Source organism: Streptomyces fulvoviolaceus, from assembly GCF_000718165.1.
Lineage (GTDB): Bacteria > Actinomycetota > Actinomycetes > Streptomycetales > Streptomycetaceae > Streptomyces > Streptomyces fulvoviolaceus.
Genome location: NZ_JOEY01000015.1, coordinates 247588 through 262119, shown reverse-complemented (window position 1 = coordinate 262119; position 14532 = coordinate 247588). Strand labels below are relative to the sequence as shown.

The following is a 14532-nucleotide window of genomic DNA, read 5'->3' as shown; positions in this document are numbered from 1 at the left end:
AAACAGACGGCGTGCCCCGTTCTTTTCCGTATCAGGAGTGTGCAGTCGATGCCGAGGCAGTTACGCGCCGAACAGACCCGCGCGACCATCATCACGGCCGCCGCCGACCTGTTCGACCGCCGTGGATACGAATCCACCAGTCTCAGTGACATCGTCGAGCACGCCCAAGTCACCAAAGGCGCCCTGTACTTCCACTTCGCCGCGAAGGACGATCTCGCCCACGCGATCATGGAGCTGCAGTCCCGGACCTCGCGTCAGGTGGCGAGCGAGGTGGATGCGCGGGGGTACTCCTCGCTGGAGGGCCTGGTACGCATCACGTTCGGTATCGCGCGGCTGTCCGTGGACGGGCCGCTCCTGAGAGCGGGGCTCCGGCTGGCGACCGGGGGAGTCGAGATGCGGCCGCCGTTGCGGCATCCGTTTGCCGAGTGGCTGGAGCTCTCCTCCGGCAAGCTTCTGGGGGCGGTGAAGGAGGCGGACCTTCATCCGGACACGGATGTCGATGCGGTTGCCCACTCCCTGGTCTGTTTCTTCGTGGGAACGCGGGTGGTGGGGCGGCATCTTGAGCCTGTGGCTCGGCAGCCTCGGCGGCTTGCGGAGATGTGGCATGTGATGATCCGGGGGATGGTGCCGGTGCCGCGACGTGCGCGGTACTTGGCGTTGGTGGGGCAGCTGGAGCAGGAGAGTCGGGGTGGGTGATCGTGGGTGGCTCGTGTGGGTTCGTAGCTGACGGTCGTCTGTGGCTGGTCGCGCCCACGCGGCGGAGCCGCAAATCGATACAGCCCCGCGCCCCTGGGTGGGTCAGCTGCACCTCTCTCGTAGAGTCGCTGTATGTCCGACACCCCGCCTGTGCTCCTCGGTAATGAACCCGGCTCTTTTCCCCGCAGCGTTCTCGCCGAGCGGCATCCCGCGATCGTCCGGCAGGTGCGGGAGGCCTTCCCCTACGGCCCTGAGCAGCACCGTGCCCTCGACGCGCTGGTCGAGAACTGCACCAAGGGTGTGATCGAGCCGCTCCCGGCTGATGCCTGGGTGGAGTGGGGGATCGGGGCGTACATCGGGAAGTCCTGGTTCGATGTGCCCTGGCTCTGGTCCGAGAGCCACTTCTATCGTCGACTCCTCGACGCCGTCGGCTACTTCGGGCCGGGGCCGTGGCAGGGCATCGACCCGTTCCGGCCGTCCAAGCTCGCCGAGCTGGACTCCGCGGAGACGGACGAGGAGCTGGCCGCGCTGGACGACCTCGCAGGGAAGCCCGTCGACGAGCAGGCGCAGGCCCTGCTGCACGGCTCGTTGTGGGGCAACCGCGCGGACCTCGGCTTCCGCCTCTCCGACGGTGAGGCCGAGGACCGGGCCGCCGCCCCGGGCCTGGTCGCCGACGACAGCGACACCCTCTGGTCCCTGCTCACGGGCGCGGGCACCCTCTGCCTGATCGCCGACAACGCGGGCCGTGAGCTGATTCCCGACCTGCTCCTCATCGCCCACCTTCTCGAGCACGGCCGTGTCGAGCGGGCCGTCCTGCACGTGAAGCCGTACCCGTACTACGTCTCCGACGCCACCACCGCCGACGTCGTCGACGCCCTGCGCCGCCTCGTGCGGGCGCCGGGGGAGGCCGCCGCGTACGGGCGCCGCCTGTGGTCCGCGATGGCCGACGGCCGCCTCACGGTCCGCGCCCACCCCTTCTCCTGCGCCCCGCTGCCGTACGCGGACCTGCCCGACGACCTCCGCGAGGAGCTCACCGCGGCCACGCTGACCGTCGTCAAGGGCGACCTCAACTACCGCCGTCTGGTGGGCGACCGGCTGTGGGCGCCGACCACGCCGTTCGCCGATGTCACCGCCCACTTCCCGGGCCCGGTCGCCGCGCTGCGCACCCTGAAGTCCGACGTGATCACCGGTCTCGACGCCCGGACGGAGGCCGCGCTGGTGGCCGTCGAGGGGCAGCGCTGGCGTACGAGCGGGACCCATGCGCTCATCCAGGTCGGACGGTGAGGAGCGTTATGCTGCCGACTTGTACCGGTGGGCTGTCATACATCCCGCCGACGGGCAGCGAAAGAGGACGTCATTGACCCCGCGGTACCTGAGCAATCCAGGGGAGCCCGTCTACGACGTGGACGCACGCCGGTACGTCGATGTGTCGGACGCCCGTGACGAGGCCGACCTGCACGACGTGTTCACGGACATCTATCGCACCAACCGCTGGGGTTCGGACGAGACCCGCTCCGGGCCGGGCTCCGAGATGCTGCGCATGAAGCGGGTGATAGCCCAACTCGGCGAGCTCATCCGGGACTTGGGCGTGAGCTCGGTGCTGGACGCGCCGTGCGGGGACTTCAACTGGATGCAGTACGTCGACCTCCACGGCGTCGACTATCTCGGCGGCGACGTCGTGACGGAACTCGTCGAGAGCAACCGCGCCCGCTACCGCGGACCGGGCCGGGACTTCCAGCTGCTCGACTTCACCGCCCAGCCGGTCCCGCGCGTCGACCTCATCCTGTGCCGGGACGCCCTCGTGCACTTCTCCTACCAGCACGTCGTGGAGGCGCTGACCCGCTTCCGGGAGAGCGGCTCGCGCTATCTCCTCACCACGACCTTCTCCCGCACCTCCGCCAACACGGACATCCTCACCGGCTGGTGGCGTCCCATCAACCTCAGCCTCCCGCCCTTCGGGCTGCCCGAGCCGCTGCGGGTCATCGGCGACGACGAGTCGGACGACTTCTACGACGACAAGTCGCTCGCGCTGTGGGATCTACGGCAGATTCCGGCGCGTTTCCCGGGCTATGAGCCGGCGGCCGCCGAGTCGGGGTCGCTGGGCGCCTGACGCCCGGCGCGTACCACGCGCAGGGCTTCGTCAGCGGCCTGTGTCCGCGGGTGCCGTAGCCCCAGCACCTCCTCGCAGGCCTCTCGGACCTCGGTGAACTCGGCCTCCGCTGCCGCGAGTTCACCCTTCAGGCGCAGCAGGTCGGCCAGGTTGTGCCGTACCGCGAGCGTCCCCGGATGCCGAGGGCCCAGTGTCTCCACACAGTCCGCGAGCACCGTCCGGTACTCCGCCTCCGCCTGCTCGACGCGCCCGCGCAGATGCAGGACGTGCGCGGCGCCGTGTCGTACGGACAGCGTCAACAGGTGCTGTTCGCCGAGTACGGTCCGCCGCGCCTCGTACACCTCCCGGAACTCGGTCTCGGCCGCCTCCAGTTGACCCCGGTCCTTCAGCAGGTCGGCGAGGTTGTGGCGGACGGCGAGCGTGCCGGGGTGGCGTGGGCCGAGGGTGTCGATGCAGTCCGCGAGCACGGTCCGGTACTCGGTCTCGGCCCGGTCGGTGCGGCCGCGCAGGTGCAGGACGTGCGCGGCGCCGTGTCGGACCGAGAGGGTGAGGAGGTGCTGCTCGCCGAGCACCTCGCGCCGGGCCGCGTACACCTCCCTGAACTCCGCCTCCGCGGCCTCCAGTTGGCCCCGCTCCATCAGCAGGTCGGCCAGGTTGTGGCGGACGACCAGGGTGTGCGGGTGCATGTCGCCGAGGAGCCTGCGGCGGACCTCGAACACCTCCCGGAACTCGGTCTCCGCGTCGCCGGGCCAGCCCCGGTCGCGCAGCACGGTCGCCAGACCGTGCCGGGAGGCGACCGTGTCGGGGTGGTCCTCGCCGTAGGCGTCGCCGCGCAGCCGCAGCACCGTACGGAACTCGCGCTCCGCCTCGGCCAGCAGGCCCCGGTCGCGCAGGACGTCCGCGAGGTCGTGGCGCACGGCGAGGGTGCCCGGATGGCGCTCGCCCAGCACCTGAACGCACACCTCCAGGGTCTCCCGCAGCTCCTGCTCCGCCTGCCGGAACATGCCGCGCTCGTGCAGCACCTGGGCCACGTCGTGCCGGGTCGCGAGGGTGTCGGGGTGCCGGTCGCCGAGCGCGTCGCGGTAGGCGTCGAGCACCAGGCGGTGCTCCTCCTCGGCCTCCGCGAGCAGCCCGCGCTGCTGGGACATCCGGGCCACGCCCTTGCGGGCGGCGAGGGTCCCCGGGTCGCGTTCGCCGAGCAGGGTGCGCCGGGTCGCGTACACCGTGCGGTACTCGGCCTCCGCCTCGGCGGGACGCCCGCGGTCGCCGAGCAGTTCCGCGAGTGCGTACCGCGCGTCGGCGGTCTCGCCCGCCGCGTCGCCGAACAGGGCGCGGTTGTCCTCCAGGACGGTACGGACCAGTGTCTCGGCGGCGGCGAGACGGCCGCGTAACTGGAGCAAGTGGGCCGCGGCGGACCGTACTTCGAGGGCGTCGGGGTCGCGCGGGCCGCAGGCGAGCACCACCGGCTCGCACGCCCCGAGCACCTCCTCGGCCCGGTCGAGCCAGCCCCGCCGGAACAGATGGCGGGCCCCGGCCGCGGCCGCCCGCAGCGCCTTCGAGACCAGTTCGTCCTCGGCCTCGTACGGATCGCCGATCAGCGCGAGCGGGGCGTCGCAGTGCGGGAGCAGCAGCCGCCAGCGCGGCCAGTCGCAGGGGTCGTCCTCGCTCAGCTCGGCGGTGGCCGAGACGACCAGGTCGGCGACCACGGCCCCGTACTCCTGCAGATGTTCGGCGAGGTCCCGCTGAAGGCGGCCGGCGTCCCGGACCAGGGGGTGCAGCAGCAGGGCGCGTGCGTGCTCGTCGCCGCCGCGCGGGGTGTGCAGCTCGATCAGCCCGAAGTCGGCGAGCGAGGTGAGCGCCGTGAACAGCTCCTGCGGGGTGAGGTCGGGCAGGAGGGAGGACTCCGCCAGCCGGTCCGGGCGCAGCAGGCCGAGCAGGGGCACGGGTGCCTCGCCCAGACAGCACATCAGCCGCATCAGCGGCCGGGCCTGGGAGATGCCGCGCCGCTCCAGCAGGTCGAGGGAGAGCTCCCAGGTTCGGCTGACGGGAACGGTGTTGGTGCCGCCGGGCTGCTGGCCGGGCGGGTCCTCGTCGAGGAGTTCGGTGAAGCGCTCGTCGAGGGTCGCGCGGTACTCGGCGTACGTCCGTACGGTGGTCGTGCCCGGCCACGCCGGGAACGCCGAGGCGGCCGCGAGGTGCGAGCCCGCGATGCGCAGCGCCAGCGGCAGCCCGCCGAGCCGACGGGCCAGCTCTTGTGCGTCCTCGCGCGAGCCGGCCCGCTCCTCGGCCAGGTCCCACAGCACCTCGGTGGCGTCGTCCTCCGCCAGCGCGTCCACCGGGTGCAGGGTCGCCCACGGGCCCCAGGTCGTCGGACTGCTGTCCCGGCTGGTGATCAGCACCAGGCCGGGCAGCTCCGCGGCGGGCCGGATCCAGCCGGTGCCCTCCGCCAACCTGCCCTGCGGGGCGAGGTGTTCGGGCTCGTCGGCGTTGTCCACGACCAGCAGCCAGGGGCTCGTCGTGTCGCACAGCCGCCGCCACAGCAGATCCGTGGCGCTCGAACGCCCCGACCAGGCCCGGTCGATGAGATCGGCGGGGGCGCCCAGCGCGGCCACCACCTCGCGCATCCCGGCGCTGAGCGCGGCCGGGTTGGACGCGGTCACCCACCACACGTCCACGTTGAGCGCGGAGGCGTACGCGGCGATCTCCAGGGCTACCGTCGTCTTGCCGCCGCCACCCATGCCGTGCAGCACCCGCACACCCGAAGTCGGCTTGCCCACCAGCTGCTTGAGCGCGTCGAGGAGCGGCTCACGGCCGCGCACCCGGCGGTCCAGGCGGCCCAGGGGAGGAGCGACGGTCAGCGCACCCGGGGTACGGGCCTCGGGGACACCGGCCGGGTCGACGAGCTCGAAGCGCGGGGCGACGATGATCGGACGCGCCAACCCCGCGAACTCCTGGACGAACGCGGTGAGTTGGCCTGACAGCGAGGGATCCTGTGCCAGCAGCGTCCGCAGCGTCGCATCCCACTGCTCCCGCTGCTCCCGCAGGATGATCTCCTGCCGACGGGGCGGCGCGGCGTCCAGCGCGGCCCGCACCTCGTCCAGCCGCTCCACGTCCTCCCGGCGCAGGATCCGGGCGATCCTGTGCCGGGCCGCCTGCCAGGCATCCGTGGTCATCAGTCCGACCATCGTGCCCGCGGCCGCGGCGGCGGTCTGGGTGAACAACTCTGCCCCGAACATCGAGGACCCCCTGTCGGCACACACCTCGACGGCTACGTCCGAACCCCTCTCGCTTCCTCAGGTTCTCATGTCACCTGCACCGGAAGGGACTTGAGACCGTTGATGAAGTTCGAAACGAGACGTCCGGGAGCCCCGGCGACCCGTGGTGCGGGCAGCACGCGCAGCGCCTCCCGGTACAGCACCCGCAGTTGCAGCCGGGCGAAGTGCGCGCCGAGACAGACGTGCGGGCCGTCCCCGAAGGACACGTGCGGATTCGGTGCCCGTGACAGGTCCAGCAGGTCAGGGCTGTCGAAGGCCCGCTCGTCGCGGTTGGCGGCGGCGTGGAGGACGACCACCTTGTCGCCGGCGCGGATCCGGCGCCCGGCCAGCTCGGTGTCGTGGCGGGCGGTACGGCGGAAGGTGAGGACGGGCGGATGCCAGCGCAGCAACTCGTCCACCGCGGTGCCGAGTTGATCCGGGTCGGCCCTCAGGCGCTCATACGCCCGCGGATGCTCGGCGAGCGTCAGCAGTCCGCCGGGAGCCGCACTGCGCACGGTGTCGTTGCCCGCGACCGTGAGCAGGAAGAAGAACATCTCCAGCTCGCCGTCGGCGAGTTCGGCGTCGTGCGCGAGCGTGGTCATCACGTCGTCGGCGGGATGCTCCCGCTTGTACGCGGCCAGCTGCCGGGCGTACGCGAACATGTCCCGCAGCATCGCGGGCGACCGCGGATTGACCGGCTTCCCGTCCGTGTCCAGGACGGGTACGCCGGCCTCGTCCGGGTCCTGGTATCCGATGACCCGCCGCGTCCAGTGCAGCAGCAGGCCGCGGTCGGCGTCCGGGACGCCCAGCAGGTCGGCGAGGTTGAGCAGGGCGTAGTCGTCGGTGACGGCGGAGACGAGATCGACCATGCCGTCGGTCGCCGTTTCCGACGCCCGCGAGAACAGGTTCCGCGCCCGCTCGGAGGCCACCACGGCGAATCGGTCCACCCGCCCCGGCGTGAAGGCCCGGCTGACCATCCGCCGCAACCTCCCGTGGTCCGGCGGATCCTGATTGAGCATCATGCGCCGAATGAAGGGCAGGTCGTCCGGTTCCGGATCCCGGATCTGGGTCGCCCCGAGGTGCGAGGAGTACGTGGCCGAGTCCTTGAGCACCCGCACGACGTCCGCATGCCGGCTCACGGCCCAGAACCCGGCCCCGCCCGGCCACCCCAGCACCTCGTGCTCCTCCTGCCAGGCCACCGGGTGATGGTCACGCAGGACACGGTAGGCGGCGTAGGGCACGCCGACGGCGTACTGGCGCGGGTCGAAGACATCGGGGACGGGTGGGGCCGGGCGTACGGTCACGGGAACACCGTGGCGTGGGGACGGGGGCAGGGCAAGGGCGCGCGCGGGGCGGGATCCGGCCACCGCGCCACGGGAGGGCACGGCAGGTCGGTTGCTTGAAGAGGGCTTTCGTATTTCTCCGGAGCTTGACAATTCGGCTTGCTTGTATGTGGTGATCATGACAAGCGGACCGTCATCATGCGCGGATGGCGTTACGTCCATTGTCATCGGGAACATCTTCGGGAACGTCTTCGGGAAGAGGAAAGGCGGCGGCCGCTGCGGTCGCCCTGACACTGGCGCTCGCGGCCTGCGGTGGCGACGGGGACTCCGCGTCCTCGGACGGCGGGACGGTGACGGTCAGAGTGGCCGCGCTGCCCCTGGTCGACTGCGCCATGGTCTACATCGCGCAGGAGCGGGGCCTGTTCGAGAAGGAGGGCCTGGACGTCCGGATCACGCAGATCCAGCAGAGCCTCCAGGCGCTGCCGGCCCTGTCCAAGGGCCAGATCGACATGGTTGCGAGCGCGAACTACGTCACCTACTTCCAGGCGCATGAGCAGGGCACCCTCGACATCCGCATCGTCGCCGAGGCGATCAGGGCCGCGCCGAAGATGATGGACGTCCTGGTGCCGAAGGACTCGGACATCAAGACCGTCGCCGACCTCAAGGGCAAGAAGCTCGCCGTCAACGTCCTGAACAACGTCCAGTCGCTGACCTTCAACGAGATCCTGGCGGAACAGGGCGCCGGTGCACCCGTCTACCGGCAGATCCCCTTCCCGCAGATGGGCGCCGCCCTGGAGAAGGGGCAGGTCGACGCCGTGCACGCGGTGGAGCCCTTCGACAGCTCCATCCAGGACGAGTTGGGAGCCAGGGTCCTCGTCGACGGCTCGTCCGCGCCCGTCGAGTCCATCCCGCTCAGCGGGTACATCGCCACGGAGCAGTACGCCGCCAAGAACGCCAAGCCGCTGGCCGCCTTCCAACGCGCCATCAAGGCCGCCGTGAAGATCGCCGCCGAGGACCCGTCGATCGTCCGCGACATCCTGCCGACCTACACGAAGGTCAGCGCCGAGCAGGCGAAGGAGATCGACCTGCCGGCCTATCCGCCGACCATGGACAGCCGGCAGATCGCCCGGATCACCGATCTCATGGAGAAACAGGGGATGTTGAAGAAGCCCATCGACCCGGCGACGCTGCTGGTGAAGTGAGCGCCGCGACTTGAGGGTGCGTCAGGAGCTGGGGCTGGGCGCCCTCGGTGTGGTGCTCGCCTTCGGTGTGTGCGAGGCGGTGAGCCGGGCCGGGCTGGTGCGCCGCAGTTACCTCCCGCCCGCCTCCGAAGTCCTCGCCCGCGCCGTCGAGTTGGCGGGCGACCCGGTCTTCCTCGACGGGATCGGCGCCACCCTGCGTGCCTGGGTACTGGGACTCGGCCTCGCCTGCGCGATCGCCGTACCGCTCGGACTGCTGCTCGGCAGTGTGCCGCTCGTCGACGCCGCCGCTCGGGCGATCGTGGAGCTGCTGCGGCCGCTGCCGTCCGTCGCCCTGATCCCGCTGGTGTCCCTGCTGCTCGGCTCCGGCACCGAGACCGAGGTCGCGCTCATCACGTACGCCTCGGTCTGGCCCATCCTCTTCAACACCGTCTACGGACTCGGCGAGACCGATCCCCTCGCCAAGGACACCCTGCGCGCCTTCGGCTTCGGCCGGTTCGCGGTCCTGCTGCGCGCGGAACTGCCCGCCACGGCCCCCTTCATCGCCGCCGGCATCCGCATCTCGGCCGCCGTCGCCCTCATCCTCGCCGTCGCCACGGAGATCCTCTCCGGCTTCGGCGAGGGCCTCGGCATCTTCATCGCCCAGGCGGGCCTGGCCACGGACGGCACCCGGGACGTCCTCGCGGGCGTGGTGTGGGCGGGGGCACTGGGGCTCGTCATCAACGGCGTACTGGTGTGGGGGGAACGGCGGTTGTTCCCCTGGACGCCGGAGCACCGGGAGGTCGTGGCGGAAAGGGCGCGGACTTGAGCGCGGCGGCGGACGCACGCACGAGCCGGACCACGATCGCGGCCCACTACGCCCTCCTCCGCTGGACGGTGCTCGTACTCGCCGTGGGCGTCTGGGAGTTGGCCGCCCGTGCGCACGGCAGCGTCTACTTTCCGCCCCCCGGCCGCATCGCCCGGCACATGCACGAGCTGTGGTTCTCGGGGCCCGCCCGGCACGCGTTCCTCACCTCGGCCGCCGTGGACGACATTCTGCCCAGCCTCGGCCGGATGACCGCGGGCTTCGCGCTCGCCGCCGTCGCCGGGATCGTGCTCGGCATCGCGGTCGGCCGCTCCCGCCGGGCCTACGCGCTGTGCAACCCCGTCCTCCAGTTCGCCCGGGCCGTCCCGCCGCCCGCCCTGGTCCCCGTCTTCGTCGTCGTCTTCGCCTTCGGCACGCCGATGCAGATCGCCTCGATCGCCTTCAGCGCCGTATGGCCGGTACTGATCAACACGGCGGCGGGGGCCCGCAACACCGACCCGCTGCGCCTCGACGTCGCCGCCGTCCTGCGCCTGAACACCGCCGAACGCCTCTGGTTCCTCGTCCTGCCCTCCGCCCTGCCGCGCATCTTCGCCGGTCTGCGCCTGAGCCTTTCCCTCTCCCTCATCCTCATGGTGTTCTCGGAACTGCTCCCGGGCACCGCGAACGGCATCGGCTTCACCCTCACCGATGCCCAGACACGCTCCGACCTGCTCACCGTATGGGCGGCCCTGGTCCTGCTGGGCGTCCTCGGCTATCTGCTCAACACCGGCCTGCTGGCGGTCGAGAAACGGCTGATCGGCAGGGGGAAGGCCATATGAGTCACACGACCACCGAGGACCGCATGCTCCAGCTCTCCTCCGTCGGCCAGCACTACGGCGACCACCAGGTCCTGCACGACATCACCCTCACCGTCCCCGCCGGCCAACTCCTCTGCGTGGTCGGCCCGTCGGGCTGCGGCAAGTCCACGCTGCTGCGCACCATCGCCGGCCTGCTCCCCGTGGGCGAGGGCACCATCACGATCGACGGCACCCCGGTCACGGGCGTGCCCGACCAACTGGCCGTCGTCTTCCAGGACTACGGCCGCTCCCTCTTCCCCTGGCTCACGGTCCGCGACAACGTCGCCCTCCCGCTGCGCCGCCGGGGCCTGGGCCGGACCGAGCGGCGCGCCGAGGCCGACCGCATCCTCGACCGGGTCGGCCTGTCCGGCGCCGCCCGCCGCCACCCCTGGCAGCTCTCCGGCGGCATGCAGCAACGCGTCGCCATCGCCCGCGCCCTGGTCTGCCGCCCCACCCTCCTCCTCATGGACGAACCCTTCGGCTCCCTCGACGCCCAGACCCGCGAGGACCTCGAGGACCTGCTCCTGGAGGTCCACCGCACGGAGGGCACGACCATCGTGTTCGTCACCCACGACATCGACGAGAGCGTCTACGTCGGCGACCGCGTCGTCGTCCTGTCCCCGGGCCCCGGCTCGAAGATCGTCCTCGACCTGTCGGTCCGACTCCCGGGCGAACGCGACCAGATCGTCAGCAGGGGCCTGCCCGAGTTCGTCGCGCTGCGGGCGGAGGTGGGGCGGGCGGTACGCGGTCAGGCCATGTGAACGTCCTGCCACACCAGTCGGTGGTCCGAGGTCGGGACCGTCGTGCCGTTGCCGACCAGGCGGTACAGCGGGTCGTCGGACGTCGGCCAGAACACCCCGTTCGCCCCCGGTATCAGGCCCTTGGACGGCAGAACGTGGTCGACCCGCAGATTGCCGGGCGCGGTGTCGTTGAAGTCGGACGTGTCGTACGCCGGATTCCCGATGTGCGAGGCGTTGGCGCCGCCCTGGAGCCGCGCCGCCTCGACGCCGCCCGCGCCGGCCGGCGGCGTGTGCGGCAGCCGGATCGCCGGGTGGTCCAGCAGCTGCCGTACGGCATGGTCGTAACTGTCGCCGTCGTACGGATCGGCGTTCAGGTCGCCCGCGATCACGAACCGCGATCCGGGGCGCAGCCCGCCCCGCCCGCCCTTGTCGTCGTACAGATAGGCGCTGTGCCGCCGCCCGCCGATGTAATCCGCCCAGAGGCGGATCTCGTCGTGGTTGCGCCGGCCGTTGCGGTCCTCGGTGCCGTCGAAGGTGGGCGGGGTCGGGTGCGACACCAGGAAGTGAACCGTGTCGTGTCCGATGCGGACCGGCACGTCCCAGTGGCTCTTGGAGGACAGCCGGAGGATCGCCCGGGCCTCGTCGCTGTAGTAGCCCTCCGGGATGACGTGGTCCGGCATGTCCTTCCACAGGAAGTGCTGGAAGGTGCGCACCGCGCGCGTGTCGATCGGGAACTTCGAGAGCACGAGCATGCCGTACTGCCCGGGGAACCAGCCGTACCCGAAGGCGTCCTGGCCGTACGCGTCCGAACCGGGCGTCGTGACCGCGCCGTTCTTCCCGTCGAGGTCCACCCCGGAGGCCACGCCCGTGTTCACCGGCCCGGTGAAGTGGTACGGGAAACGGATCGGCTTCGCGCCGTTGTGGCCGACGGCGAGGTAGTTGTCGAGGAACAGACGGGCCGCCGCACCGCCCTCGACATAGTCGAACTCGTTGATCAACACAACGTCCGGATCCACCCGTTGGACGGTCTCGGCGACGTTCTGCGCCTGGGCGTTGTCCGGTGTGGAGAGGTCCGTGACCAGGGCGCCCTGCGTGCCCCGGTTCAAGGACGCGTTGAACGTGGCGAACCGCACGGTCCGGCGGCCGGACGCCGACGCGGGGACGGCCGTGGCGCCGGCCAGTGCCGCCCCGGCGAGCGAGGCGAGCGCGGTGCGGCGGGAGAAGAGTCTGTGGTGGTTCATCGGGGCTCCGGTGAGGCAGGGGACACGTGAACGGTCGTAAGTCTGCGCGCGTAGAGATGAACGCCACAAGGCCCCGCCAGAACTCCCGGATTCACCACTGATTCACGCGATGGTGTGATCATGTCCCGGCCTGCGGATGCCTTCCCGAGGTCATGGGTAGGGCCCGGCCCATGACACAGCAGCCCTTCGAACTCCCGCACTTCTACATGCCGTACCCCGCGCGGCTGAACCCGCACGTCGACGAGGCCCGCGCCCATTCGACCGCGTGGGCACGCCAGATGGGCATGCTGGAGGGGTCCGGTGTCTGGGAGCAGTCCGACCTCGACGCGCACGACTACGGCCTGCTCTGCGCCTACACGCACCCCGACTGCGACGGCCCCGCCCTCTCGCTCATCACCGACTGGTACGTGTGGGTCTTCTTCTTCGACGACCACTTCCTGGAGATCTTCAAACGCACCCAGGACCGCGCCGGCGGCAAGGCCTACCTCGACCGCCTGCCGCTGTTCATGCCGATGGACCTGTCGACGCCGATGCCCGAGCCGCAGAACCCGGTCGAGGCGGGCCTCGCCGACCTGTGGGCGCGCACCGTGCCGTCGATGTCCGCCGACTGGCGCCGCCGTTTCGCGGTGGCCACCGAGCACCTGCTGAACGAGTCCCTGTGGGAGCTGTCCAACATCAACGAGGGGCGGATCTCCAACCCCGTCGAGTACATCGAGATGCGCCGCAAGGTGGGCGGCGCCCCCTGGTCGGCCGGGCTCGTGGAGTACGCGACGGCCGAAGTGCCCGCGTCCGTCGCCGGGTCGAGGCCGCTCAGGGTGCTGATGGAGACCTTCTCCGACGCCGTGCACCTGCGCAACGACCTGTTCTCCTACCAGCGGGAGGTCGAGGACGAGGGCGAGCTCAGCAACGGCGTGCTCGTCCTGGAGACCTTCTTCCGCTGCACCACCCAGGAGGCCGCCGACACCGTCAACGACGTCCTCACCTCCCGCCTCCACCAGTTCGAGCACACCGCCCTGACCGAAGTGCCCGCCGTCGCCCTGGAGAAGGGTCTCTCCCCGGACCAGGTGGTGGCGGTCGCCAAGTACACGCAAGGGCTCCAGGACTGGCAGTCCGGCGGCCACGAGTGGCACATGAAGTCGAGCCGGTACATGAACGCCCGCGCGCGCTCAACCTCGCCCTGGCACGGCCTGACCGGCCCCGGCACCTCCGCCGCCGACGTCGGTGCGCTGCTCGCCGCGGCCGGAGCCGAGCGGCTGCGCGCGTACACGCACGTGCCCTTCCAGAAGGTCGGCCCGTCCCTGCTGCCCGACTTCTACATGCCGTTCCAGGTCGAGCTCAGCCCCCACCTGCCCGGCGCCCGCCCCCGTCTCACCGAGTGGATGCACCGCATGGGCATGCTCCAGGAGGGCGTCTGGGACGAGGACAAACTCGCCGCCTACGACCTCCCGTTGTGCTCGGCCGGCCTCGACCCGGACGCGAGCCCCGAGGCCCTCGACCTCAGCTCCCAGTGGCTCGCCTGGGGCACCTACGGCGACGACTACTACCCGCTCGTCTTCGGAGGCCGCCGCGATCTGGCCGCCGCCCGCCTGACCACCCAGCGCCTGTCCGACTGCATGCCCGTCGACGGCGAGGAGGTGCTCACCCCGCTCAACGGCATGGAGCGCGGCCTGATCGACCTCTGGGCGCGGACCACGGCGGAGATGCCCCCCGGCGACCGGCGCACCCTCAAGGACGCCGTGAACGTGATGACCGAGAGCTGGGTGTGGGAACTGGTCAACCAGCTCCAGAACCGCATCCCCGACCCGGTCGACTACCTGGAGATGCGCCGCGCCACCTTCGGCTCCGACCTCACCATGAGCCTGTGCCGGATGGGCCACGGGCCCGCCGTCCCGCCGGAGGTGTACCGCAGCGGGCCCGTGCGCTCGCTGGAGAACGCGGCCATCGACTACGGCATGCTCATCAACGACGTCTTCTCGTACCAGAAGGAGATCGAGTACGAGGGCGAGATCCACAACGCGATCCTCGTCGTCCAGAACTTCTTCGGCGTCGACTACCCGACCGCACTCCGCGTCGTCCACGACCTGATGACCCAGCGCATGCAGCAGTTCGAGCACGTCGCCGCGCACGAACTGCCCGTCGTGTACGAGGACTTCGGACTCTCGGACGAGGCGCGCGAGGTCATGCAGGGCTATGTGGCCGACCTGCAGAACTGGATGGCGGGCATCCTGCACTGGCACCGCGAGGTCGACCGCTACAAGTCCGACTACCTGGCCCGCCGGGCCCACGGCTTCCTGCCGGACCGGCCACCGGTGCTGCGGGTCGGCTGAGCCGTTTCCGAACCTTCTCGTCCGGAATGAGGCATTCAGGG

The 14532-nt window shown here is 70.9% G+C and carries 11 protein-coding genes; 8 read left to right on the top strand and 3 right to left on the bottom strand.

What is annotated here, in order from left to right; genetic code table 11:
• The first annotated feature begins 48 nt into the window (after positions 1 to 48).
• From IG08_RS0118090 to IG08_RS0118080, 3 genes are all read left to right on the top strand, one after another.
• Complete coding sequence (locus IG08_RS0118090) at positions 49 to 696, top strand: ScbR family autoregulator-binding transcription factor (protein WP_030602980.1); 648 nt, start codon at positions 49 to 51, stop codon at positions 694 to 696.
• A gap of 132 nt (positions 697 to 828) precedes the next feature.
• Positions 829 to 1980, top strand: a complete 1152-nt coding sequence (locus tag IG08_RS0118085) for a damage-control phosphatase ARMT1 family protein (protein WP_030602979.1) — start codon at positions 829 to 831, stop codon at positions 1978 to 1980.
• 73 nt (positions 1981 to 2053) lie between these two features.
• Positions 2054 to 2806 (top strand): class I SAM-dependent methyltransferase, encoded by a 753-nt coding sequence (locus tag IG08_RS0118080; RefSeq protein WP_030602977.1) that lies wholly within the window; start codon positions 2054 to 2056, stop codon positions 2804 to 2806.
• Here the strand turns inward: IG08_RS0118080 and IG08_RS0118075 are convergent.
• Together IG08_RS0118075 and IG08_RS0118070 are read right to left on the bottom strand one after the other, a co-directional pair.
• Positions 2764 to 6042 carry a tetratricopeptide repeat protein gene (locus tag IG08_RS0118075; protein WP_030602975.1) on the bottom strand — a complete coding sequence of 1093 codons (3279 nt, stop codon included), beginning with the start codon at positions 6040 to 6042 and terminating at the stop codon, positions 2764 to 2766. The two genes, IG08_RS0118080 and IG08_RS0118075, sit on opposite strands and share 43 nt — an antisense overlap.
• A gap of 65 nt (positions 6043 to 6107) precedes the next feature.
• On the bottom strand, positions 6108 to 7364 hold the full coding sequence (locus IG08_RS0118070; RefSeq protein WP_030602971.1) for a cytochrome P450: 1257 nt from the start codon (positions 7362 to 7364) through the stop codon (positions 6108 to 6110).
• Between the two features lie 329 nt (positions 7365 to 7693).
• Here IG08_RS0118070 and IG08_RS0118065 point away from each other — a divergent pair, with 329 nt between their 5' ends.
• From IG08_RS0118065 to IG08_RS0118050, 4 genes are read left to right on the top strand one after another with little or no spacing between them, the layout of a single operon-like run.
• Positions 7694 to 8545: an ABC transporter substrate-binding protein gene (locus tag IG08_RS0118065; protein ID WP_234342905.1), complete on the top strand. Its 852-nt coding sequence runs from the start codon at positions 7694 to 7696 to the stop codon at positions 8543 to 8545.
• A gap of 16 nt (positions 8546 to 8561) precedes the next feature.
• A complete protein-coding gene (locus tag IG08_RS0118060) occupies positions 8562 to 9350 on the top strand; it encodes an ABC transporter permease (protein WP_030602964.1) in 789 nt (262 codons plus the stop codon).
• Positions 9347 to 10165, top strand: coding sequence for an ABC transporter permease (locus IG08_RS0118055; RefSeq protein WP_052424764.1), 819 nt, complete (start codon positions 9347 to 9349; stop codon positions 10163 to 10165). The genes IG08_RS0118060 and IG08_RS0118055 overlap by 4 nt, the downstream gene beginning before the upstream one ends.
• Before the next feature lie 23 nt (positions 10166 to 10188).
• Positions 10189 to 10944 carry an ABC transporter ATP-binding protein gene (locus tag IG08_RS0118050; protein WP_043454611.1) on the top strand — a complete coding sequence of 252 codons (756 nt, stop codon included), beginning with the start codon at positions 10189 to 10191 and terminating at the stop codon, positions 10942 to 10944.
• Here the strand turns inward: IG08_RS0118050 and IG08_RS0118045 are convergent.
• Positions 10932 to 12164 carry an endonuclease/exonuclease/phosphatase family protein gene (locus tag IG08_RS0118045; protein WP_030602954.1) on the bottom strand — a complete coding sequence of 411 codons (1233 nt, stop codon included), beginning with the start codon at positions 12162 to 12164 and terminating at the stop codon, positions 10932 to 10934. The two genes, IG08_RS0118050 and IG08_RS0118045, sit on opposite strands and share 13 nt — an antisense overlap.
• Before the next feature lie 170 nt (positions 12165 to 12334).
• Between IG08_RS0118045 and cyc2 the strand changes: the two genes are divergently transcribed.
• The gene (gene cyc2, locus IG08_RS0118040; protein ID WP_030602950.1) at positions 12335 to 14491 is read left to right on the top strand and encodes a germacradienol/geosmin synthase Cyc2; all 2157 of its coding nucleotides are present in this window, start codon (positions 12335 to 12337) and stop codon (positions 14489 to 14491) included.
• Positions 14492 to 14532: the final 41 nt, after the last annotated feature.

What these genes read in the sequence shown, in the direction of transcription:
- IG08_RS0118090 (WP_030602980.1), top strand. Translation starts at nt 49, where the DNA reads ATGCCGAGGCAGTTACGCGCCGAACAGACCCGCGCGACCATCATCACG.
- IG08_RS0118085 (WP_030602979.1), top strand. Translation starts at nt 829, where the DNA reads ATGTCCGACACCCCGCCTGTGCTCCTCGGTAATGAACCCGGCTCTTTT.
- IG08_RS0118075 (WP_030602975.1), bottom strand. Translation starts at nt 6,042, where the DNA reads ATGTTCGGGGCAGAGTTGTTCACCCAGACCGCCGCCGCGGCCGCGGGC.
- IG08_RS0118050 (WP_043454611.1), top strand. Translation starts at nt 10,189, where the DNA reads ATGCTCCAGCTCTCCTCCGTCGGCCAGCACTACGGCGACCACCAGGTC.
- IG08_RS0118045 (WP_030602954.1), bottom strand. Translation starts at nt 12,164, where the DNA reads ATGAACCACCACAGACTCTTCTCCCGCCGCACCGCGCTCGCCTCGCTC.
- cyc2 (WP_030602950.1), top strand. Translation starts at nt 12,335, where the DNA reads ATGACACAGCAGCCCTTCGAACTCCCGCACTTCTACATGCCGTACCCC.